Here is a 21974-nt window from a genome sequence, read left to right on the forward strand (position 1 = left end):
ACTAATGTTTCATCCTGATCTTTACTACTGAGCCCTGGAATTCCTGCTGTATATTTAATCCTCCCTGAACCCTGTTCTGCAGCTCCTGCAGCGACAGCTGGAGTAGTTGTAGTCCCGTGGCATTGGTCTTCGATGCTACCTCTTTCACTAGATCATAGCAGTAATCCCTCAACTGCTTCCCCATTATTACCCTTGTTAATACGGGGTGTTTACTGAGCTTTTCTAGTGCTGAAGCTAGTATGTTAGCTATCTGAACGTATTCTCTCTCCTTCCACATCTCAGTTCTATTCTGTATCTCCTTTCTAACCTCGCCCACTATATCCCTTATGCTCTTAATCTCACCCTTCTCTACTCTAGCATTTATCTCGCTTCTTAATTCCAGAGGTAGCTTATCCAGTAGTCCTGGAGGGATGAATGGCTTCCCCCTGATTATCCCGAGGTCTCTAAGATACTGGGTGAACACGGTCTTCACTAGTGTAGAGTACGCCCTAACATAAGCCTTGTACCCGGCTATGGCGTGCCTGAATGCTGCTGTAACATTGCCTTCTCCAAGGTATTGCTGTGCTAATGAGGTTAGATTATCACCCTTACTGACCCAGTAGTATGTAAAAGTGGTGTTGAAATTCTTTGACTCAGCGTAGCTTACCGCGTTTAACAGTATGGATTTTAACTCGCTTGATGCAGTTATCACAGCGTTTACAGTCTCATCTGTCACGGTGTTATTCTCGCCAAGGCTACTGTATATTACCCTTGCCAGCACTGGATTAGCGAATGAAGGAGCATGGCCATAGTGTATCGCGGCCACTACGGCGAAGACTATTGCCCTCCTACTTGCATTATCCTTCAGCTCCAGGGCCTTATCAAGGAATTTATCACCGAGGTTAAGAGTCACGTTAGCAACGCTTACATTATGGTTTACCTCCCACATGAACAGCTCATACGTTATATTCCTCATCATATATGCTAGGTTTAAGGCATCATCGATGGATATAGCTGGCACTGTGAGATTCATCGTGCTGTTCCCAACGATGATGTCACTGGCTACCTCTGAATCCTGGGATTCCTGATCCCCGCTTGCGATGATGGGTATGGATGCTAATGGCGCTATCGAGACTATTAATGCCACTATGGATATTAACCCGATTATCCTCCAGTTCACATTACACCACCTCAAGGAGGGTATATAGCGATAGTTAAAAATAAGGGCTCGTCTGAAACAATCGGGGAAACTGTTCCAATATGCTTGAAACCATCGGACTCATCGGACACATTAATAAACTACCCACCAGTATTATTATGATCGACATGATGAATAGCGAACCGTCGGAGCTGTGAAGAAGAGCTCTCAGCCTGATTAAAACCGAATCTAATACCCATCCCCCATGGTGGCAGCTGCTTCAGGCTCCCTAGGTATCTAGAGTATCATTGAAACCAGGGAAATCTAAGTGCTATAACCTATGAGACATAGTATTGTAGGCTTGAATAAATCGAATTCTATGAACGCTCCTAGAGATAAATGTGACAACAATAAAAGACCTTAATTCAGGAGTTAATAATAGTGTGGAAATATATGTTCGACTGGTTTAAAACACTAATCATGTACAGGTCTGACGCGTTAACTGTATGGGGCGATCCTATCGTAGTTGAAAGACTCTCCTGGTATTATAGCGTGATGAAAAACGAGAAGCCAGCTAGATTCATGGTCGCGAAGAAGGTCCCCGTGGATATAGATCCTTACAATAATATGCCCCTGGATGAACTATGGAGCATTCACGAGAAGGCGTCCAGGGAGTTCGCATCGCTTCTCAGAGATATAGTTGAGAGGGGCCTCGACATCAGTGAGCTGGAAACCCCTAAATACAGCTACCTTGATATAAAGACGGCTATAGCGTATAAGCTTATTGAGGAGTGCAGACTCTGCGAAAGGAAATGTGGTGCTAAGAGGATTAAGGGGAAGCCCGGTGTCTGCCTGGTAGATAGGGAGTGCATAGTGCACAGCTTCTTCCACCATATTGGTGAAGAAGCCCCCTTGGTACCCAGCGGGACGATATTCTATGGTGGATGCAACTTTAAATGTGTTTTCTGTCAGAACTGGGATATAAGCCAGGTACATGCTAGAGATGGGGAACGGGTTTCACCAAGGGAATTAGCGTTTATACAGAGGAATCTAAGGCTTAAAGGAGCCAGGAACATAAATCACGTAGGTGGGGAGCCAACGCCCCATCTACCATTCATACTTGAAAGCCTCAGGTACCTCGATGTAAATGTACCCCAGTTATGGAACAGCAACATGTATATGAGCGGGGAGGCTATGACGCTACTACGGGACATAATAGATATATGGCTGCCCGACCTGAAATACGGCAATAATGAGTGCGCTTGGAGACTCAGTAAGGTGAGAAACTACTGGGAGATTGTAACTAGGAATATAAAGGTAGCACATGACTCCAGTGATATAATTATAAGGCACTTGGTTTTACCAGGGCACGTAGAGTGCTGTACGAGAAGAGTCTTAGAATGGATTGCATCGAACACGCCAAGGGCATTAGTGAATATCATGGATCAATATAGGCCGGAACACATAGTAGCGAAACACCCCGGGTTATACCCTGAGATAGCTCGAAAACCTAGCGCATCAGAATTAAAGACCGCTTATGAGATAGCCGATAGCTTGGGGATAATGTATCAACAGGTATCATGAGGCGATTTCATTGAGTAAACCAGGTATTGTTTCAGAATACTATTTCAGCGATCATTATAGAGTCATAGTCGTCGAGGAAGGCGACTCCTATATAGTATCAGTTGATGTATATAGGAGTAAATGGATTTTTACGGATTACACAGAAAAATGCGTGGAAAACACATGTCTACTCCTAAAAGAATTATCACCAGAACCCGGTGATAATCGATACGTGGATCTAGATAGTGTATCAAAGATAATAATCATAGGTGTTAAAGTAGACGATAACTATGAAACAATAAATGTTAAATGGGTGCTCAGAAAAAAGCCGACATACAGTGATATAGAGTCGCTATACGAGGCCTCCTGGCGTATAATAGGGTGCCACCGCGGAGATTGTTAGAGGGAATCCTAAAATATATTAAAATAAATTCTTTACTATGGAATATCCTAATTTAGTGAGGGACAGTATCATGGAACAAGCCTACGAGCCAAAAATTCGTGAGAAAAGATGGGATTTAAAGAGGGAAAAAGAGCTTCTTGAAACCTGGGATAAGGAAGGAGTATACAAATTCATATTTAATCCAGGTGATAACAGGGAGATCATTGCCATCGATACGCCCCCACCCTATGCAAGCGGTAAATGGCATGTCGGTGGAGCCGCCCACTATACCCAAATCGATATGATTGCCAGGTACTTTAGAATGAAGGGTTACAATGTACTTGTCCCATTCTACGCGGATAGAAATGGACTACCCGTGGAAGTACAAGTCGAGAAGACGTATAAGGTGAATCCACATGAACTCTCCGCAACACCGGAGGGTAGGGAGCACTTTCTAAAGCTCTGCAGGGAGTTCCTCGATAAAGCCGAGGGTGAGCTCGTTAATGTATGGAGGAGGCTTGGATGCAGTTTCCAATATTGGAGAAACGGTACTGACAGCGAGGAGTATAGGAGAATCACGCAGGCTACATTTATAGAGCTCTATAAGAGGGGCCTTATATATGAGGCTGAGAGACCGGTTAACTGGTGTCCCCGGTGCAGGACCTCGTTGGCTGACGCCGAGTTAGAGTATAATGAGGAGGAGACGTATCTATACTATATAAAGTTCCAGGTTAAGGAGACTGGTGAACACATAGTAGTAGCCACTACAAGACCTGAACTGCTACGTTCCTGTAAAGCCCTCGTGTATCATCCGGGCGATGAAAGATATGTCAAATACAAGGGAATGCACGCTATCAACCCTGTCTACGGTCATGAAATGCCTATATTGGAATACGAGGAGGTTGATCCAGGCTATGGCACTGGCTTGGTCATGGTATGTAGTTACGGTGATCAAAGAGACGTAAAGATGTTCAGGGATCTGGGGTTAGAACCTTTGATCATAGTAAGTAAGGAAGGTTACTTAACCAAAGAAGCTGGGATCCTCGCCGGGTTAAAGCTTACTGAAGCTAGAGCTAAAGTAGTGGAGATCCTTGAGTCGAATGGATTGCTGGTTAAAAAAGAGAAAATCAAGCACGACATTCCAGTGTGCTGGAGGTGTAAGACACCGATACAGATAGTGAACTCGAGGGAGTGGTTCCTGAAGCAACTGGATTTCAGGGATGAGTTGTTAAAAATAATCGATCAAATAGAGTTCAAGCCTTTAATGCATAAAAAGAAACTGGTTGACTGGATCAACAGTGTCTCGACTGATTGGCCGATAAGTAAGGATAGATACTATGCAACCGAGATCCCTCTGTGGAAATGCAGTAAATGTGGTTCAATACTGTTACCGGAGCCTGGTAAATACTATAGACCCTGGAGGGAACCCGCGCCATGGGATAAATGCCCTGTATGCGGGGCTCCCCGTGAATACCTAGTAGGCGAGAAAAAAGTCTTCGACACATGGTTTGACAGCAGCATAAGTGTTCTATATGTAACCCACTATATAAGGGATCCTGTACTATTTGAGAAAGCATTTAAATACACGCTGAGGCCTCAGGGACAGGATATTATTAGAACATGGCTATATTACTCTATTCTAAGAGTATACCAGTTGACCGGGAAGCCTGCTTTCAAATGGGTTAGAATCACTGGAATGGGGCTTGATGAGAAAGGGGAAGCAATGCATAAGTCTAAGGGAAACGTTATCGATCCTGATCCATATGTTGAGAAATACGGGGCAGATGCATTTAGGTTCTGGGCTGCTATAAGTGCTAAACTAGGCTATGACTACAGATTCTCAGAGCAAACACTGAAAACCGGTTTATACTTTGCTACAAAACTATGGAATATAGCAAGGTATATCTCCAGCTTCCCGGAGCCCAAGGAATACAGGTTAAGGGGAATAGATAAAGCAACACTAGCGTACCTTGATAAAATAATTGAGAAGATTGATAAGGCATATAGCGAGCTCGATGTATACGAGCCGGTGAACGAGATCTATCAGTTCACATGGAATTATTTCGCCTCACACTACATCGAGTTAACCAAGTCTAGAGCATATAACAGGGATGGCAAATATAATGAGCTGGAACAGAAGGCAGCATGGTTCACACTCCACTATACCTTAAAATCAATACTTAAAGCCCTAGCCCCCATAATGCCCTTTATAACAGATGCCATATATAGGGAGCTCTATGGGAGATCCATACACTTAGAGAGATTTCCGGAGCCAGATAGAGAGCGCTTAAAGCAACCACATAACCTCGTTGAGAAAGTGGTCAATGTTAACTCAGCTATATGGAGCTATAAGAAGAGGAATAATATGAAGCTAAGTGAACCATTAAGGGGCAAGGTATACCTGCCCAAGGACCTTGAAGAGGTAGCAGAGGAACTGAGGGATCTCCATAAACTCGAAGAGATAGAATTCTACGAGGAAGCGCCCTCCAATACCATTGATGTAGGGGGCGGCGTATACTTGTCACCCTAAATATTAGTCTCCAAGGATTTTTCTCACTCTATACTCGATGCTCCAGGCAATCCTCTCTACATTGTCTTTAAGAGAGAGCCCTCCCTGATGAGGCTTTACTAGTCCCTTTCTCAGGGCATCCAGTACTTCTGTTATGCTCGACGCATCCTCGATAAGTATGTAGGTGTAGGCTGAGCCCACGTGTTCCGGTATGTGGGCATCACTATTTGCGACACCGGGTTTCCCCATGATCCTCGAAGCCTCCAGAGCTCTCCTATTAGCGTTTCTAGATGCGTGAGCGTTCCATACCTCGATCGCATCCCATCCATCATAGTCGTACACCACGTCTCCTAACCCATGCCTCCAAGTATCGAAGGGGTGGGCTGGCACAACTACACAATTATTCTCATGAGCCTTATCTATCAGTAAGCCGACTTCACGGGGAAGCTCTACATCGTTCTCGCAGTAGACAAGTATATCCCCGCTATAACTCCTTAACTCTATCCCCGGTACCACTAGTATCTTAGTGTCACTAGTGTTCCTGGCTATTTCCCTCGAGAACCTGTATCCCTCTAACCCGCCTTTAAACGTGTCATGATCTGTTATAGAGATCACGTTAATACCTCTAATCAGGGCATGCCTTATTATCTCCCGTGGACTGGCTTTCCCATCACTGTAGACTGAGTGTATATGGAGATCGGCTATAAGCATTAGTGAAATCACCGTTTTAAACTCATTATAGATATTCTAATACCTAGTGGTGTTTTAAGCTTGGCGAGGATCATCCTTGAACAATCCAAGTGCATACTATGTATGCTCTGCGTAGATTATTGTCCGGTAAACGTCTTTAGTATTAGAGGAGATAAAATAATGATTGATGAAGCAAAATGTATTGAATGCTATGCGTGTAAACCCCTATGCCCCGTGCATGCTATAGAAATACTTGACTAGGCCTATGCGTAGTAAGGCTTCAGTTCACTCTTACAATAAGGACACTTATAGTGTAGTGTTCTAGCATCGGCCGCACAGAAATACGCGTTTAACTTCTGGCTAACGCATTTCGGGCAATAATATATATTCTTTAAATCATAACCCTGTACAAAGTCCAGGGTTGTACCACATATAGCACATTTCTCGGTTGTCCACCCTTTATGACCAGATCTATTCACACCTTTAAGCAGCCCAATCGTCATTGCTTTCACACCCCTTTAATGCTTAACAGGTTTAGGAGTCCTTATAAATATTGGGGAACGCTTTGACCACGATATGCGCTACATCAGATATTCATAGCCCTCAGTACCTGGAATTATTTAAAAAAGCGCTGGCAAACTCCACATGTAAGCCGGATCTATTCATATTAGCTGGAGACATAGTCGAGCGCAATAACATAGCTGAGTACAGACGCGTCATAGAATTAATCAACTTGGTACATCCAGACGTACCGGTAGCAGCCGTATTCGGTAATGAAGAGTATATAGGCTCAGAGAAAGAGTATATAATGAGGTATCCCAACGTAATATTTTTACATGATAATTACAGGGTCATCGACACCTTAACAGGTAGAATAGTGGCCGTGGGTTCAAGAGGAGCGTTGGATAAGCCAACGCGATGGCAGGCTAAGAATATGCCCGGACTTATCAAATACTTTAGGGATCTACCAGATAAGATATCCTCCTTGATAAATCAAGCAGCCTCAACTAACCTACCCATCATACTTGTCACGCATTATGGTGTGACCTACAGGAATTTAACCGGTGAAAACCTCGCGATACACCCCTACCTTGCATCAAGGAGAATGGAGAATGTAATAGTAAACCATAGAAACGTGTTAAAGGCTGTTATACATGGACATGCCCACAACGGACTCGTTGAGAGCATTAATATCGATAGTGTTAAAGTATACAATGTCGCTCTACCAGCCAGAGGTAGAATAATTAAGGTTGAAGTATAGTAATAGAACTATCTAACCCCCTCTAATGCCGCTAACGCTGCTAGATTGGCCACTTGCTCCACGAAACCATTTAGAACAATGCCATTCTTCCTCAGTGATACATCAAGCTCGAAGAGTTTCCTTGCCCCTTCATGGGTTTCCATGAGCCCCAGCCTCCTCGCCTCAGATACGCCTTCCCTATACTGTTCACCGAGCCTCTCCTCAATCAAGTCGAGGTACAATAGGAGTATTGCAGCATGGGCATTCTTCAGCTTCCTATGGTATTCTACGAGTTTCCTCAAGCCGTTTAGAAGGAGGTTCTCACGGGGATCCAAGAGTATGAAGCCAGGCCACCTGGATCCCAGTGCCCGGAAGACATCCGTATATGATACCCCACCCTGAATCAACGATACCTGGGTCAACCCCGTTGAGGCTAGGTGTTCATTCATATCGCTTCTACCAATAGATTTCAATGAGTCTATGAAATGCCTTATGTCGCCCCATTTATTGCCAGCTAGGATCGAGTCAAGGGATCTCTTGAATTTACCTGGATCGCTTAAAATGCTCTCGACCCCACTGTAACCAAGTGCCATGGAAGCTATGAGCATAGGTGTGAAATATCCCGGGTGGACGATACTACAAACCCTATAGGCCTCTCTATAAGTTCTAGCCAGTATCCTTCCTAATTCAACGCTTGTCAACGCCTTTTCCCCTTTCCTAACCCTCTCCCCCTCTTCATACGCGCCTACAATGCCGTCTAGTATTGAAACAATGTTACATGCTATCTCATCGAATAATTTATCGGGTCTCAATCTATGTAAGCCGCCAGGCTTTACATAGGTGTTTAAGCCATTTAATGCACCATACACGAGTATTTTCGCGACTTCTAGGCTCATACACAGCCCCTTTCAACTATAATTGTTACAGGTGATATTAATCACTGTGATTCACCTGGTTAAATAGTACTACATGCTTCCTCCCTGCACTCCTGCCCTAGCTCCTCGATGAGCATGCATAACAGCTTCCTTGTCCTCTCACTCAAACACTTAGCAAGCCTCTTAGAGTATTCCAGCCTGATGTACTTCTCAAGTCCTAATATTTTATCATGGAAATGGTTAATCGATTCCCCAAGGCTCCTACCATGCCTTTGACCATAGAGGAATACTCTTATAAAGCCAATAATGCCTAGTGCATCCAGTTTATCAGCATCACTTAAAACTATTGAGAGCTGTGATTCACCGTACTCGCCCGCCTTATTATAGCTATAGGAGTGTGCTTTTATCGCGTCAATAATGGTCTCTATCTTATCTCTTGGTAAACCCAGCTCGCCTAATAGCTCTTCAGCTATTAATGCAGAATAATACGCGTGAGGGTCACCTATCATCCTCCCGATGTCATGGAGGTATACAGCGATTTTGAGGAGATCCTCGCTGATCTTTACACCTCCTTCCCTCACGATTCTCAGCGAGTAGCCCAATACTCTTTCAATATGTGGCCATCCATGATCCAGGGAGTTATCATATAATACCCTACATATCTTCTCAAGAATGTTCACCACATCCTGTAAACCCTTACTACTCATCCATGATCACCATTTAACACATTAACTCTTAACACATAGAGATATCTCTTGTAGAGTATCGACGGGTATTTCAACACCATATCTCTCTTTGATCAATCTACTGGACTTATAGACATTAAACCCGGTATCTCTTAGAACTCCTGTTACAAGCCAGGTGAACACGTCTAATTCTATACAATTTAATCCACCGCATTCACACACCTTTAACAACGCGTTAACCGCCTCATTCCTGTGTCGCCCACTCATTATTTTACCTACGCATTCAGTATCAGCACCGCATCCCTCAACAATACAGGAGGATAAGAGGAACAAAGCATTCCTCATGTCTAATGGGGGTTTAATGCCGGCTGTAAGTGGCTTCACTCCTGAGGCCTCGCAGAGGTAACTGTACATTTTAACAGCGAAGACCACGGTTTTAGAGTAGTCACCACCGTAGAGCATGGATAGTTGCCTATTTAGCTCCAAGAGATCTACGCAGTATTTTAATCCATCGTCCGAAAGCTCTCTCACAATACTGGATGAGAGGAACCTAGCAAGCCTCCGCTTCTTTTGATCCAGCAGCCTAGTGTTCCCACTTAAACCCATGAAACTAGTGAACTCGTTTAAGCCCACACTCTTGCCTTTATCACTGAAGTAGTGGGAGAACATGACCCAATACTCCTCACCCTTCACACTTAGCTGGTAACTGATTAAACTATTAGCTATGATTAATATCGATGCCTCATTTACACCTCGCGAGCTGATTAGGGACTCAACAGCTTTAAACTGAGGATCGGTACGCCTTAATATCTCAATAACATGTTTAAGCATACTTATTCTCCTACCTATGAAGCATGCTCTCTCATGATTAAACCTGATCAAGTCCCCCACCATATCAACTAGAAGAGATTCTCAAAATAATCTTTAACTTAAACTCTAACCCTGCTTAACGATTCGAGCCGACCTCCTCCCCGCTCTAAAGGGTTGGGGTTCCCTTTAGGGGGTTCATTGGTTCCCTCCATCTATTCGGGGATGCATCTTTTATCTGGAGGGCAGGTCGAAGTATTTCCTCAAGGTTTCATAGAGTAATTTATGAGCTCTAGAGATAGATGTAGTTTTGCCCTTTAACCCTCATCCCAACCGTTAGGGTTAGCACTCCCTCACCGCCCGCGGCCGGGACACCAAAATATCTCTAAGGAAAAAAGCTTAAAACCTCCATTCCAGCCCTAAAGGACGAGGCTTTCGGTTATAACAGGCTATAACTTGCTAGTTTATAAAACACTTTAATATTCTTTAGCAGAGGGTGGTTTAAGTGAGATACGTGTTGTTCACTATGAGGGATGGCAGGATCTCGGGTTTCAAGTTGGCTAGTGAAGTAGTACTCTACAATATTGAGGAGAATAAGCCTGAAAAGTCTATTAGAAACACGGGGATTGAGGCACTCGAGGAATTAATCGAGGAATACGATACATGGTTGTTATTCACTAGAGAAATAAGTGGCGAGGATAAAGAACTAGTTGAAGAAATGGGTGTTAAAGTAGTTGTTACAAGCCTTGAAACCATAGATGAAGTAATAGGGGAATTCTTCACTGGGTGAGCCTAAGTGATAAAGCACTATACAATCGATGTGAGTGGAGGAATAGGCATCATTGGAGAACTAAGGGGTAAATTAAGCGAGATAGGCTGTAGAAACACCGAGTTATCCCAGAGACTTGAACTCTACTATTGTGGTGACAGTACTGTTATCATGGTTGAGGTCTTTAAAGACACCGTGTTAATAGATATTGTAAATCCATTGACCGATGAATTAGTTGAAGATGTCATCAGGGTTCTCCCACCTAGAAAGACTATGATCAGGATCCTTGAAAGAGGATTCACGTAGAAAACCTTCAGCTATGAGGGGTAAAACCCCGCCTTCCTACTGAAATTCATAATCATTATTGAAAGTATCCTACCCTCCCTAATCCTGAAAGCTATATCACCGTCTTCACTCAGTATTTCTTCATCAGCCTCTTGCTCGCTGCCAGCGAAATCTATATACAATATGTCGCTCTGTGGATCATACTCCATCATTATTTTCTCCGGGTTCTCCACGTAATACCTCCTGGCACTCATTACAACACACCTTTAAAACGGTGATGCAACCACGTCAGCGAAGTCTAGTGGTAGCGGCATATTCTTCGACTTGTATTCATCGTATTTCTTCTCGAGGAACGACTTGAAGACTGGGCATACATCGAATTTTCCATCCCTTTCACACTTAGTACCCATGAGTAGGAAGCACATCTTTGTTCTTTTATCGTAGTAGGGGCATATCTTATGATACTGTCTAGCACTTCTTAATATCCTGTTAACCCATCTCTGTTTCTCGTCTGTAGGCTTCTTCTCCTGCTTCTCCATCAATGCCTCGTCGAGCTCCTTATCAGATATTTTCGTTGAAACCATTTTCTCCACCCTCTTGTAGATATATGGTTAATCTCTAATAAGTTTGACTATATATAGATCCACTAATCTAGGATACAGGGATGGGTTGTAATAGGTGTCGTGGAGGGTGAGGAGTTTACTGGTTAAACCCTATGGAAGCATTGTCGACGTCCTTGTAGAGAAGTTGAAGACTCCTCCTATGAGAATGTACTTAAGGGTTAACACCGTGAAGACCACGCCTCATAGACTAGTGGAACTATTACGGGAGAGAGGGGTTGAAGCATATATGGACGAATATATTGAAGAAGCTGTTTACACAGTGGTCCAGGGCCCTTTTCCATTGGAGTGTAACACAGATAAATACATCGTGGTCGACGATAAGACAGCTAGTTCACTAATATTAGGCGCCAACCTCTATCGTCCTGGAGTGGTTAAATCAAGCGTCTTCAGTGAAGGCGATAAATTACTAGCTGTGACCAGGCAAGGCACGCCTCTAGCATGCCTGGAGGCTGTTACGTCATCAAAGAGCCTCCATAAAATGAGGCAGGGGCTTGTAGCACGTAGCACCTCATCTCCTTTTAAAGCACCAAGGATAAGCGAGCTGGATATCTATAAACAGGGATTATTATATCCCCAGGGCTATCCAAGCATCGTTACCACTAGAGTCCTTGATCCCAGGCCAGGTGAACTAATAGTGGACATGAACGCATCGCCAGGGGGCAAGACAAGCCATATAGTACAGTTGACTAAAGGAGGTGCGAGGATCATAGCTATTGATAGAAGCCCCGGTAAGATCGCCGAGTTAAAGAATAATCTTAGCCACCTGGATTTAGACTTAAACGTGATCGCTATCCCGCATGACTCCCGATACCTCCACTACGATTTCAGTTTACTGGGTAAGGTTGATAAAGTTCTGATAGATCCACCATGCAGTAATCTAGGGGTTAGACCGAGGCTACTCGAGAACAGGAGTTACAAGGATGTGGAGAATCTATCTAGCTATCAGAGGCAGTTTCTTAAAACAGCCGCGTTAATAGTGAAACCCGGTGGATATATAGTTTATTCAACGTGCACCCTTACCCTTGAGGAGAACGAGGAAAACATACTCTATGCTGTCGAGGAACTCGGGTTGGAATGCGTGGAGTTACCTGAGAACCCGCCTTACACTGATAAGACAACATATAAAGGCGTGATCGGATACAGATATACTCCATTAAACATGGATATGCCAGGTCACTTTATAGCTGTGCTTAAGAGGCCTTCCTCTTCCTCCTAACCAGTGGAGTCCCACATATAGGGCAATTTATTTCTCCTGGATGAGCCGGGATGTATCCGCATGTAGGACAGTACTCGCTGTACTCCCTGCTGGTTTTAATACCACTGGTTTTTAAGGGCTTGAATGATATCCCAAGATGTAGTAAGAGGTTCTGGAGGCTATAGTCATCCGTCACAACAACTACTTTACCCCGCTCATTAAGCATTAGGGCTAGGGCTGCTACCTCGAGATCGGTTTTCGAAAGCTTGGTTATCTCACCTATTCTTCTAGCCTCCTCTACAACCCTTAGATAAAATGAATCTCCTGGTTCGAGCACCTCGATTAAGCCGGTTTCAATAGCGTCGGTTAACGCGTTTCTGTTTTCGCTATCGATAACCTCGTTGACAGCTGACTCAGTAGTATAGGTTTTGAATACGTGCCGTGGTAAAAGTCTATAGTATTTAGCAAGTAATCCACCCGTATCTAGAACTACGTGTATTATGCTAGTAGACAATTCTCCTCCTACTCAACACGGTTCTTATCCGCTCATACACGGTGCTGAACCTGATTAATTTAAGATAGCTTGTACTACCTGTGATTCTCACAGTTTCTCCTTTATCAAGTAGCTTTAATTTATCTCCATCGATATAGAGTATAGCATAGCCTCTTGAAGAGGCCTCTATGATACTGGCATAAGCCGGTACGATTATTGAAGGCATACCCAGCTGCATAGGGTTTAAATGAGTTATAATCAACTCCTCGGAATCCCCGGTGATCAATGGTCCGCCGGCAGATAAATTATACCCCGCTGAACCTGGTACCGTGCTCACGATTAACCCATCTCCTTCAAATTCATATGTGGAATGTATGCCAGGCGATGCAACCGAGATCCTGAACCCCACGACTCTACCCATATCCTTGTTCACTACTGCTACTTCATTCAGGAAGTCGATACACCCGCCCTTTATGCAGAGCCTGCCCCTTGGATATGTATGTATAACGAAGTCTCCTTTGAATATCCTTTCAACCACTACAGGTATCTCTGGCATAGATTCCTCATAGAAATTATTCCTCCTGCCACATGGATGAGGCAATATCAATGGAATGCTCTTCTCATCTTGAAGCATCATAGATATCCTCAACATCGTTCCATCACCACCAATGCTTACAACAATATCCTTGTTAAGGATGAACCTAGGGCTTACATCATCAACGGTTGAGATCTCGACACTTACACCTCTCTCCCTGAAAACACCACTATACTTCCTAGCTATCTCAATACACTCTCGGGTCGGCTTATAGACTATGTGAACCGATGAAACAGGGTACATTACTTATCAATCCATAGAGTTTCATATTTCCCGCTAGTCTAAATGTATGTTGCATGGAGAAATTTAAGCATCGCCTTGAATACATATTTTAGAAATAAGTGAGAGGCCCTGGTTGATGAGATGGAGCAGGGAACCAGCGTCCTCTGTATAAGCATTGATAAACACCTAGCTGAGCCGGTGATCAGGAGGCTCAGGGAGAAGGACTTGATTAACGCGGATTATCTTATAACTAGAATCAATGGCAATGTTATAATACCTGTGAAAACGCTGGAAGGCTTGAACGAGTTGCTCAGTAATACTCGATACTACATCATACAGTGTAATCCGCCGCCAAGCCGGAGAAAATATGTTACACGGGTACCATCATACGATCTCGTAGGGGATGCAGCCATTATCAGAGAAAACGTGCTGGGCTTTATGAGTGGAGATGAAGTAGTCAAGGAGCTGAGAAGCATTCATCCAAATATTAGAGCCATATATGTTAAAGAAGAGACGGTGGATAAATACAGGATACCTAAGCTGAGACTCCTATGGGGCGAGCACATTGATACTGTAGTGGTAAAGGAGTACGGGCTCTTGTTCAAGGTTTCCCTGGGGAAAGTATACTATAACCCAAGGCTCGGGGAGGAGCATCATAGAATAGCGTTGATGGTTAGAAATGGGGAGCTAGTCGTGGATCTCTTCACAGGTATTGGAGGATTCCCCATACATATATCATCCCTTAAAGCAGCGAGGATTATAGCGAATGATCTCAATCCAGAGGCATATAGGCTTCTCTGTGAAAACATATTATTGAACCATAGGAGGTTAAGGGGCGGCATTATACCATTGAATCTAGATGCAAGGGAGATAATAGATTACCTGGATATACATGGTAAAGCCGATAGAGTGATTGCCAATCTACCGAGGTGGAGTCTGGAATTCACTAAGGTATATAATGCTGTTTTAAAGCCGGGTGGAATACTACATCTCTACATACTCACATATGACCGTGAAGCATCAGTAATCGAGCTGGGATCGAAGCTCCCGGGCTGGAGTATTCAAGGCTCTAAATTAGTCTTGGAGTACGCCCCTAGAGCCGGCATATATAGATTCGACCTCGTCAAGCCCAAGGACATATAACCTTAACTCTAGCACTGTGCCAGGATCCCGCAGCATCTGGATGATTCTTCTATCTATATCCCTTGCCGCCTTATTGGCTTTAATACCTATCGTGGCTGGCTCAATGAAGCTACTTCTCCTTATAATCAGTTTAACTGGGCTATCCACTATGAGTCCACTACTACCCTGTGCCAGAACAATGTCTACGAGACCTCCAACCCTGATTACTGCAAGTAAGATAGAGCCATCCCTTCTTAAAGCCTCTTTAAATACCCTAGAGAAATCCTTAGGGGATCTATCAGCCCCTATACCTATTATACAATCCCCTCTCTCAGTTAAATACTCCTCCCTACTGATTTCAAGGGTTGTAACATGAGTAGCCTTAATCCTGGGATGTCCCCTAGCATATACAATCTCTGCTTCAACCATTATGCTTAAACCCCGCTATTAAGAATATTTTAACTATGAAAATTAAATAGGGGTTACGATTTGTCCGGTTTAGAAGAACAAAAACGACTCATTATTGAAGAACTGCACTCACTAGGCTATCTGAAAAGCGAGAAAGTCATAAAAGCCCTTCTCAAAGTTCCCAGGGAGCTCTTTCTACCTCCACATCTAAGGGAGTACGCCTATGTTGATACACCTCTCCCAATAGGTTTCGGTCAAACCATAAGCGCGATACATATGGTAGCCATAATGACAGAGGAGTTGGACCCTGCCCCAGGCGATAGGGTTCTCGAGGTGGGAACCGGTTCAGGTTATCAGGCAGCTGTACTGGCAGAGATAGTTGCAAGGAGTGGTGAGGGGAAAAAAGGACATGTATACACTATAGAAAGGATCCCTGAGCTGGCCGAGTATGCTAGAAAGCGCCTTGAGGAAGCTGGTTATAGCAGTGATGTCACGGTGATAGTGGGTGATGGAACACTGGGGCTACCTGAGAAAGCACCATTCGATAAAATAATAGTCACAGCCGCCGCCCCCTATGTACCGAACCCATTAATAGAGCAGCTGGCTGAAGGAGGAAGATTAGTCATACCCGTAGGCGATGTATATCTCCAACGACTACTCACAGTAGAGAAGTACGGGAGTTCGATAACCAAGAGGTATGGAATAGAATGTGTGTTCGTACCGTTAATTGGTAAGTATGGATGGCATACTGATTCAACATATTGAAGCCTTAATGAAGCAGGATTATCAACAATTTTCAGAGTTGAGGGTTTTATAGGTCTTTATATGCCCACGGTGAAGCGTGAGCAGAGGCACAACCGGTCCCGGCAAAACCTACAACGACTTAGAGCGGGAAACAGTTGCTGCAGAAATCCTGGAAACCCAACTACTTCGGCTTACTGAACCATTTAGAGAGACCTTTCTGTTCTCCCCGTATATTTTCTTTAAAGGCCTTCACGTATCTCTCAAGCGCTGTGCTAACTCTATCTATACTGAAATCATGTTCATCCACCAATATTCTTTTCACTGCATCGGGATCGGGGGTATGCCATTCAATCCTGTAGTTGTCTGTTACCTGTGGTTGAAGGAAGTATTTCTTTATTGCTATAACATCTACTTCTATCGGCGACTTCAAAATGGGTTTCGGTATCTTCTCGATTCCCCCGTATGCCTTAACTAGTTGAAGAGCCTTCTTGGGGCCTATGCCTTCGAAGCCGTCTGGATTGTAATCTGTCCCCAGGAGTATACCTATATCGATGAGGTTCTCAAGGGTTATACCTAGCTGAACAAGGAGTTTGTCGAGCTCTATGAGCTCCGGCTTTACTTCAACATACTCGTTTTTTCTCGGTAGCTTTCTTCTACCGCTTATGGTCAGGTTTCTAACGAGCTTAGGGGAGCCGAATAGCAAGCTATCGTAATCCTGTGAGGCGGATGCATAGGCATCCCCCTTCTTAACAATATAGGCTGCCTGAGCCTCGCCCTCCGCTGGTGCTTGAACCCATGGAATACCCATTGCGTCTAGTAATGATTTAGCATCCCTCACCATTTCCTCTGTCAGCTTGGCCGACATCATTGCGTATCTCCTCGCGAGCTCGAGGTCTCCGGATTGAACGGCTTCCTCGTACTTCTTTGCTGCCTCCTCCTTAACGGCTTTCCTCCTCTCTATCTCCCTCGCCTTCAATTCAGGGGGTTTACCATCAAACACGTAGACTGGTTTTATCCCTGCCTCAACGATATTTATGGTTCTATAGAATAAACCGCTTAAATGACTCGTGATCCTCCCGTTGTTATCCATTAGAGGGGTCCCATCCGGTTGTCTGATTGCAGCTAGGAACTGGTATAATGCGTTATAGCCATCTATCACTATAATCTTGCCATGTAGGATCCTGAGATCCTCGATAACCGTTTTAGCTTCGCCTGGTATAATGTCTTTTAAGTCTACTCCCATATCTACACCATTATGCTGATCAATATACATGGTGTTAAATATTTAACTCGAAGAGGTTACTTTATATACTCATTGAACCTGGGAGACAATTTCACGAAGAACTCCCTCCCAACTGGTTCAACCTGTATTAATCCAGTTAGCTCAAGCCTCATCAATGTATGATACAGCTCTGACTTAGCAAAGACTAATCCATATTTCTTCTTTAATGCCTCGTCGAGATCACTTTCGGTTATTCCTTCAGGTTTAGACACCAGCACCTCCAATATAGCTCTAAAGAGCGGTGTTATCCTCCAGTATCCCGGATTATACTTGGTCATACCGCACATCACCCAAAATACTTCCACTACTCTACGTGTATATACTGGGTTTAATACCGTGTCTTGGAAGCGTTTGCCTTGCTCTATTACCCCACTCAATATAGAATTTTATTATTGCATCATTTATACTTGGCTTCACTAACTCCAGAGCATTCATGAAATGCTTCCTCTCAACCATCTCTATAAATGGAGACCCCCTCAACGCCAACATAACTGTCTCCCTCACAACCGCCTCTAAATCGGCTCCACTATAGCCCTCAGTAATTCTGGCCAGTTCAACTAGGTTAACATCCCTGCTCAAAGGTATACTTCTAGTATGTATTCTAAGTATTTCCAGCCTAGCATTGAAGTCTGGGGGTGGAACATATATTAGTTTATCGAATCTCCCAGGCCTCAGTAAAGCTGGATCCAGGAGATCCGGCCTATTGGTTGCAGCTAATACGACGACGTTTTCGAGTTTCTGTATACCGTCCATCTCGGTTATTAACTGTGTAACTACCCTTTCTGAGGCACCCGAATCCGTTTCAATACCCCTCAGGGATGCTATCGCATCTATCTCATCGAAGAATATTACCACTGGAGCATAGAGCCTAGCCTTCCTAAATATCTCTCTAATAGCTCTCTCAGATTCTCCAACCCATTTACTCATTATCTCCGGACCCTTGACAGCTATGAAGTTTGCCCCGCTCTCGGTTGCAACAGCCTTCGCAAGCAAGGTTTTACCGCATCCAGGAGGTCCGTATAATAAAACGCCTCTTGGAGGCTTTATCCCGTATCTCTCATATATCTCCGGGTATCTCAATGGCAGCTCAACGTTTTCCCTAAGAGACCTCTTAACCTCCTCAAGCCCCCCGATATCACTCCACCTGACATCTGGTACTTCAACATGTATTTCACGTAGGCCGCTTGGTACAATACTCCTATAGGCAAAGAGGAAGTCCTCGAAGGTGATTTTAATAGATGTGAGTAGGGCATCGGGTAATGGCCATTCACTGGGTTGATCAAGTGGTATCTGCCTCCTAATTGCATGGAGCACTGCCTCCTTAACCAATGCCGCTAGATCGGCACCAGTGTATCCATGGGTTATCTCAGCCAGTTTATTTAGATCAACATCCTCCGAGAGAATACCGAGTTCCCGGAGCCTCCGCGTATGTATCTGGAGTATCTCGAGCCTGCCTTTTTTATCCGGCATAGGTATCTCGATCTCCCTGTCAAATCTTCCAGGCCTTCTGAGAGCTGGATCTAACGCGTTAGGCCTGTTTGTGGCCGCTATAACTATTACATTCCCCCTGCTCTCCAACCCATCCATTAATGCGAGGAGCTGAGCTACCACTCTCCTCTCTACTTCTCCGACTACTTCATCTCTCTTAGGCGCTATCGCATCTATTTCATCGATGAATATTATAGCCGGGTTCTTCCTCGATTTCTTCTTAGCCAGCTTAAATATCTCGCGTAATCGTTGCTCGGATTCACCATAGTACTTACTCATTATCTCCGGTCCATTAATAGTTACAAAGTATGCGTTAACCTCGTTAGCTAAAGCCTTAGCCAGCAGCGTCTTACCTGTGCCTGGTGGACCGTAGAGCAATATCCCCTTAGGTGGCTCTATACCAAGTTTTCTGAATACCTTTCTATACTTCAATGGTATCTCTATCATCTCTCTAATCTTGTCTATTATGTTTCCAAGCCCACCTATATCCTCAAAGGTGACGCGAGGAAACTCGCCTACTGGTTCTTCAAAGACATATATCTCTGTCTCATCAAAGACTAGTGCGGGTCCTCTTGGCTTGATGGAGATTACTTTGAAAGGTATCGGCATATCAGCTATCACGACCTGTATCTCATTGTCCTCCATGAGGGGATAACCTATCAACTTACTCCTTATACTCTCTAAAACATAACCCTCGATCAAGGCATGATAGTTTGTGGGTGCTAGTTTTACTACTTTAGCGTATCTACGCTCTACTTTCTCAACTACCACTATATCCCCTATTTCAACTCTAGCGTTATGTCTTAGCAATGGATCAAGCCTTATAACGCCTTTACCCCTATCCTGGGTATTCCCGCTTCCAGCTAGCGCAGCAGCCTCCATATCACCCTCGATGAGTAATAGGTCTCCATCCATTATACCATACTTCTCCATTACCTCAGGGTCGAGCCTGGCAATTCCCTTACCATAATCCCTGCGATCAGCATCTAGGACCTTTAAAACTATTCTCACCAATATACTTCACCATATAGTAATTCTCCCATGGTTAAAGAGCTGGTAAAACACCTAGTAGAACTAACTCTCTTAAACCCGTAAAAAAGCTTTCTAATACCGGGTGCTCGGGGAAAATCCACTGAATTAGAGGGCGTCGGCTTCTTAACCCTTTGATATGTTCTCAAGCTCTTTAAGTCTGCCCTCTATGTAGTTTAACCGAAAACTAGAGACCTCCCAGTATATCCTTAGCTTTCAACAAGCATTCTAACAGAGCCTTTGCAAGCATCACCCCTTTCTCGGTTAAAACATACTCCCCATTCTTCTTAACAACCAGGCCTGCCTCGACCAGGAAGAGCATGTTATAGTATATTGTACTAGCCCCTAACCCAGCCTTAATGAAGTCTACTTTACGTTTAGCACCCATATACATTAAGACAAGTATCTTTGAGGGACCGGTTAACAGCTTTGTACGAGCTACCTCGCGCATGTCAAGCGACATCTAATCCACCACTGATTATAAAAAGCCACATGACGCCCCCTACACAATAATTACCTAGACGCTTCACCATAATAAAATTTATTAGTCTACCATATTATGAGTCATCAAAAGAGGGCCCGTCGTCTAGCTTGGTTAGGACGCCGCCCTGACACGGCGGAGGCCCGGGGTTCAAGTCCCCGCGGGCCCATTACTTCCTTATGCTATAAGGTCCTCTGTTCTCGAGTCAAATAATAATGCTTTACTCCAATCTAGCTTAAGCGTTACAACTGAACCCATCTGTATCTTCATCCTTGCCGGTGACACAGCCCTTATCAGCTCCTCTCTTATCTTAATAGTCACGATATTCTCTGTACCAGTTGGCTCCACCACTAAGACCTCGCCACTTATATCACCTAAGGATTTATCAGCATTATCCTCAACTATTTCAACGTACTGTGGACGTATACCAAGTACTATCTCGGATACACCCTTAGATTCTATCCTCTCACCTATTGTCGGGTCTATGGGTACCCTTATACCGAGTAATTCTAGGAGATACCTCGTCTTAACTGGTTCTATTATCCCTATTCCTTTTACAGCCTTGATCTCCTCGTTGGTAACCCTGAATAAGCCTTTTACCAGGTTTATGGGTGGCGTGCCAATGAATCCTGCTACAAATATATTAGCAGGCCTGTAGTAGAGCTCATCAGGCGTACCAATCTGTCTAACCCTGCCGCCCTCCATTACTGCTATCCTGTCAGACATAGTCATAGCCTCAACCTGGTCATGGGTAACGTATACCGTGGTTATACCCAGTGTTTTCTGAAGCTTCTTCAGCTCAGCCCTCATCAAGAGTCTTAACTTGGCATCTAGATTACTTAAAGGCTCGTCAAGTAACCAGACCTTTGGCTTTCTCACCAGTGCTCTGGCTAGTGCAACCCTTTGTTGCTGGCCTCCTGATAACTGGCTTGGTCTTCTATCGAGTAAATGATCTATGCTGAGGAACCTAGCCATTTCAACAACCATTTTATTAATATCTTCCCTTGTTAACCCAAGCTCTTTCCTCCTCACCTCTAGTGGGAAAGCTATGTTCTCGAAAACCGTCATATGAGGATATAAAGCATAGTTCTGGAAAACCATTGCTACATCTCTATCCTTCGGATGCGTCATCGTTACATCCTTGTCCCCGATGTATATTTTTCCCTCATCAGGGAATTCAAGGCCAGCTATGAGTCTCAGCGTCGTTGATTTACCGCACCCCGAAGGCCCCAAAATAGTGAAGAACTCGCCGTCGTTGATCACAAGGGAGACATTATTTACAGCGATAATCCTACCATATCTTTTAACCACATTCTCCAGCCTAACACTAGGCACGATGATACACCAATAGACCACTATATATAAAAAC

General features: G+C 44.1%; 26 protein-coding genes and 1 tRNA gene. 11 read left to right on the top strand and 16 right to left on the bottom strand.

Annotated features, from left to right (window positions below; genetic code table 11):
• Nucleotide 1: 1 nt before the first annotated feature.
• Entirely contained in the window at nucleotides 2–1159 is a 1158-nt protein-coding gene (locus tag SPHMEL_RS06095; RefSeq protein ID WP_012608717.1) for a hypothetical protein, read from the bottom strand.
• 411 nt (nucleotides 1160–1570) lie between these two features.
• On the opposite strand from SPHMEL_RS06095, the gene SPHMEL_RS06100 reads away from it, so the two are divergent.
• The 3 genes from SPHMEL_RS06100 to SPHMEL_RS06110 all read left to right on the top strand — a co-directional run bounded on the left by SPHMEL_RS06100 (nucleotide 1571) and on the right by SPHMEL_RS06110 (nucleotide 5592).
• Nucleotides 1571–2701, top strand: a complete 1131-nt coding sequence (locus SPHMEL_RS06100; protein ID WP_042667751.1) for a radical SAM protein — start codon at nucleotides 1571–1573, stop codon at nucleotides 2699–2701.
• Between the two features lie 10 nt (nucleotides 2702–2711).
• A complete protein-coding gene (locus SPHMEL_RS06105) occupies nucleotides 2712–3083 on the top strand; it encodes a hypothetical protein (protein WP_012608719.1) in 372 nt (123 codons plus the stop codon).
• Nucleotides 3084–3153: 70 nt separating this feature from the next.
• On the top strand, nucleotides 3154–5592 hold the full coding sequence (locus SPHMEL_RS06110) for a valine--tRNA ligase (RefSeq protein WP_042667752.1): 2439 nt from the start codon (nucleotides 3154–3156) through the stop codon (nucleotides 5590–5592).
• A gap of 3 nt (nucleotides 5593–5595) precedes the next feature.
• Here SPHMEL_RS06110 and SPHMEL_RS06115 read toward each other — a convergent pair whose 3' ends face one another.
• Complete coding sequence (locus SPHMEL_RS06115) at nucleotides 5596–6282, bottom strand: PHP domain-containing protein (RefSeq protein WP_042667753.1); 687 nt, start codon at nucleotides 6280–6282, stop codon at nucleotides 5596–5598.
• 60 nt (nucleotides 6283–6342) lie between these two features.
• Between SPHMEL_RS06115 and SPHMEL_RS06120 the strand changes: the two genes are divergently transcribed.
• Nucleotides 6343–6522, top strand: coding sequence for an indolepyruvate ferredoxin oxidoreductase subunit alpha (locus tag SPHMEL_RS06120; protein WP_042667754.1), 180 nt, complete (start codon nucleotides 6343–6345; stop codon nucleotides 6520–6522).
• A gap of 2 nt (nucleotides 6523–6524) precedes the next feature.
• Here the strand turns inward: SPHMEL_RS06120 and SPHMEL_RS06125 are convergent, their stop codons facing one another.
• Entirely contained in the window at nucleotides 6525–6764 is a 240-nt protein-coding gene (locus SPHMEL_RS06125) for a hypothetical protein (RefSeq protein ID WP_014767935.1), read from the bottom strand.
• Between the two features lie 62 nt (nucleotides 6765–6826).
• Here SPHMEL_RS06125 and SPHMEL_RS06130 point away from each other — a divergent pair, with 62 nt between their 5' ends.
• A complete protein-coding gene (locus tag SPHMEL_RS06130; protein ID WP_232216787.1) occupies nucleotides 6827–7522 on the top strand; it encodes a metallophosphoesterase family protein in 696 nt (231 codons plus the stop codon).
• A gap of 8 nt (nucleotides 7523–7530) precedes the next feature.
• Here the strand turns inward: SPHMEL_RS06130 and SPHMEL_RS06135 are convergent, their stop codons facing one another.
• The 3 genes from SPHMEL_RS06135 to SPHMEL_RS06145 are packed head-to-tail and all read right to left on the bottom strand — an operon-like array spanning nucleotide 7531 to nucleotide 9953.
• Nucleotides 7531–8397, bottom strand: coding sequence for a hypothetical protein (locus tag SPHMEL_RS06135; RefSeq protein ID WP_042667756.1), 867 nt, complete (start codon nucleotides 8395–8397; stop codon nucleotides 7531–7533).
• A gap of 59 nt (nucleotides 8398–8456) precedes the next feature.
• The gene (locus SPHMEL_RS06140) at nucleotides 8457–9083 is read right to left on the bottom strand and encodes an HD domain-containing protein (RefSeq protein WP_042667757.1); all 627 of its coding nucleotides are present in this window, start codon (nucleotides 9081–9083) and stop codon (nucleotides 8457–8459) included.
• Between the two features lie 21 nt (nucleotides 9084–9104).
• Complete coding sequence (locus SPHMEL_RS06145) at nucleotides 9105–9953, bottom strand: N-glycosylase/DNA lyase (protein WP_232216788.1); 849 nt, start codon at nucleotides 9951–9953, stop codon at nucleotides 9105–9107.
• A gap of 421 nt (nucleotides 9954–10374) precedes the next feature.
• On the opposite strand from SPHMEL_RS06145, the gene SPHMEL_RS06150 reads away from it, so the two are divergent.
• Nucleotides 10375–10659 (top strand): dinitrogenase iron-molybdenum cofactor biosynthesis protein, encoded by a 285-nt coding sequence (locus SPHMEL_RS06150; protein WP_042667759.1) that lies wholly within the window; start codon nucleotides 10375–10377, stop codon nucleotides 10657–10659.
• A gap of 6 nt (nucleotides 10660–10665) precedes the next feature.
• On the top strand, nucleotides 10666–10944 hold the full coding sequence (locus SPHMEL_RS06155; RefSeq protein WP_042667760.1) for a hypothetical protein: 279 nt from the start codon (nucleotides 10666–10668) through the stop codon (nucleotides 10942–10944).
• Nucleotides 10945–10955: 11 nt separating this feature from the next.
• Here SPHMEL_RS06155 and SPHMEL_RS06160 read toward each other — a convergent pair whose 3' ends face one another.
• Together SPHMEL_RS06160 and SPHMEL_RS06165 are read right to left on the bottom strand one after the other, a co-directional pair.
• Nucleotides 10956–11177: a DUF2283 domain-containing protein gene (locus SPHMEL_RS06160; RefSeq protein WP_042667761.1), complete on the bottom strand. Its 222-nt coding sequence runs from the start codon at nucleotides 11175–11177 to the stop codon at nucleotides 10956–10958.
• 12 nt (nucleotides 11178–11189) lie between these two features.
• Nucleotides 11190–11507 (bottom strand): hypothetical protein, encoded by a 318-nt coding sequence (locus tag SPHMEL_RS06165; protein ID WP_042667762.1) that lies wholly within the window; start codon nucleotides 11505–11507, stop codon nucleotides 11190–11192.
• Between the two features lie 94 nt (nucleotides 11508–11601).
• On the opposite strand from SPHMEL_RS06165, the gene SPHMEL_RS06170 reads away from it, so the two are divergent.
• On the top strand, nucleotides 11602–12762 hold the full coding sequence (locus tag SPHMEL_RS06170; RefSeq protein WP_232216789.1) for a PUA domain-containing protein: 1161 nt from the start codon (nucleotides 11602–11604) through the stop codon (nucleotides 12760–12762).
• Here SPHMEL_RS06170 and SPHMEL_RS06175 read toward each other — a convergent pair.
• Nucleotides 12737–13255, bottom strand: a complete 519-nt coding sequence (locus SPHMEL_RS06175) for an NOB1 family endonuclease (RefSeq protein WP_012608731.1) — start codon at nucleotides 13253–13255, stop codon at nucleotides 12737–12739. The genes SPHMEL_RS06170 and SPHMEL_RS06175 overlap by 26 nt on opposite strands.
• Nucleotides 13245–14072, bottom strand: coding sequence for an NAD(+)/NADH kinase (locus SPHMEL_RS06180; protein WP_042667764.1), 828 nt, complete (start codon nucleotides 14070–14072; stop codon nucleotides 13245–13247). The genes SPHMEL_RS06175 and SPHMEL_RS06180 overlap by 11 nt, the downstream gene beginning before the upstream one ends.
• A 120-nt stretch (nucleotides 14073–14192) precedes the next feature.
• Here SPHMEL_RS06180 and SPHMEL_RS06185 point away from each other — a divergent pair, with 120 nt between their 5' ends.
• Nucleotides 14193–15194: a class I SAM-dependent methyltransferase gene (locus tag SPHMEL_RS06185; RefSeq protein ID WP_042667765.1), complete on the top strand. Its 1002-nt coding sequence runs from the start codon at nucleotides 14193–14195 to the stop codon at nucleotides 15192–15194.
• On the opposite strand, the gene SPHMEL_RS06190 is transcribed toward SPHMEL_RS06185, so the two are convergent.
• Nucleotides 15126–15602, bottom strand: coding sequence for a DUF371 domain-containing protein (locus SPHMEL_RS06190; protein ID WP_042667766.1), 477 nt, complete (start codon nucleotides 15600–15602; stop codon nucleotides 15126–15128). The two genes, SPHMEL_RS06185 and SPHMEL_RS06190, sit on opposite strands and share 69 nt — an antisense overlap.
• Before the next feature lie 60 nt (nucleotides 15603–15662).
• Between SPHMEL_RS06190 and SPHMEL_RS06195 the strand changes: the two genes are divergently transcribed.
• Nucleotides 15663–16346 (top strand): protein-L-isoaspartate O-methyltransferase, encoded by a 684-nt coding sequence (locus SPHMEL_RS06195; protein WP_042667767.1) that lies wholly within the window; start codon nucleotides 15663–15665, stop codon nucleotides 16344–16346.
• Between the two features lie 160 nt (nucleotides 16347–16506).
• On the opposite strand, the gene fen is transcribed toward SPHMEL_RS06195, so the two are convergent.
• The 4 genes from fen to SPHMEL_RS06215 all read right to left on the bottom strand — a co-directional run bounded on the left by fen (nucleotide 16507) and on the right by SPHMEL_RS06215 (nucleotide 20587).
• Entirely contained in the window at nucleotides 16507–17568 is a 1062-nt protein-coding gene (gene fen, locus SPHMEL_RS06200; RefSeq protein WP_042667768.1) for a flap endonuclease-1, read from the bottom strand.
• A 56-nt stretch (nucleotides 17569–17624) separates the two neighbouring features.
• Nucleotides 17625–17885, bottom strand: a complete 261-nt coding sequence (locus SPHMEL_RS06205) for a helix-turn-helix domain-containing protein (protein ID WP_042667769.1) — start codon at nucleotides 17883–17885, stop codon at nucleotides 17625–17627.
• Nucleotides 17886–17916: 31 nt separating this feature from the next.
• Nucleotides 17917–20109, bottom strand: coding sequence for a CDC48 family AAA ATPase (locus SPHMEL_RS06210; protein ID WP_042667770.1), 2193 nt, complete (start codon nucleotides 20107–20109; stop codon nucleotides 17917–17919).
• A 202-nt stretch (nucleotides 20110–20311) separates the two neighbouring features.
• A complete protein-coding gene (locus SPHMEL_RS06215; RefSeq protein WP_042667771.1) occupies nucleotides 20312–20587 on the bottom strand; it encodes a hypothetical protein in 276 nt (91 codons plus the stop codon).
• A 112-nt stretch (nucleotides 20588–20699) separates the two neighbouring features.
• Here SPHMEL_RS06215 and SPHMEL_RS06220 point away from each other — a divergent pair.
• A tRNA-Val gene (locus SPHMEL_RS06220) sits at nucleotides 20700–20774 on the top strand.
• Between the two features lie 8 nt (nucleotides 20775–20782).
• Here the strand turns inward: SPHMEL_RS06220 and SPHMEL_RS06225 are convergent.
• A complete protein-coding gene (locus SPHMEL_RS06225) occupies nucleotides 20783–21940 on the bottom strand; it encodes an ABC transporter ATP-binding protein (protein ID WP_042667772.1) in 1158 nt (385 codons plus the stop codon).
• Between the last annotated feature and the right edge of the window lie 34 nt (nucleotides 21941–21974).

Source organism: Desulfurococcus amylolyticus Z-533, from assembly GCF_000513855.1.
GTDB classification, from domain to species: domain Archaea; phylum Thermoproteota; class Thermoprotei_A; order Sulfolobales; family Desulfurococcaceae; genus Desulfurococcus; species Desulfurococcus amylolyticus.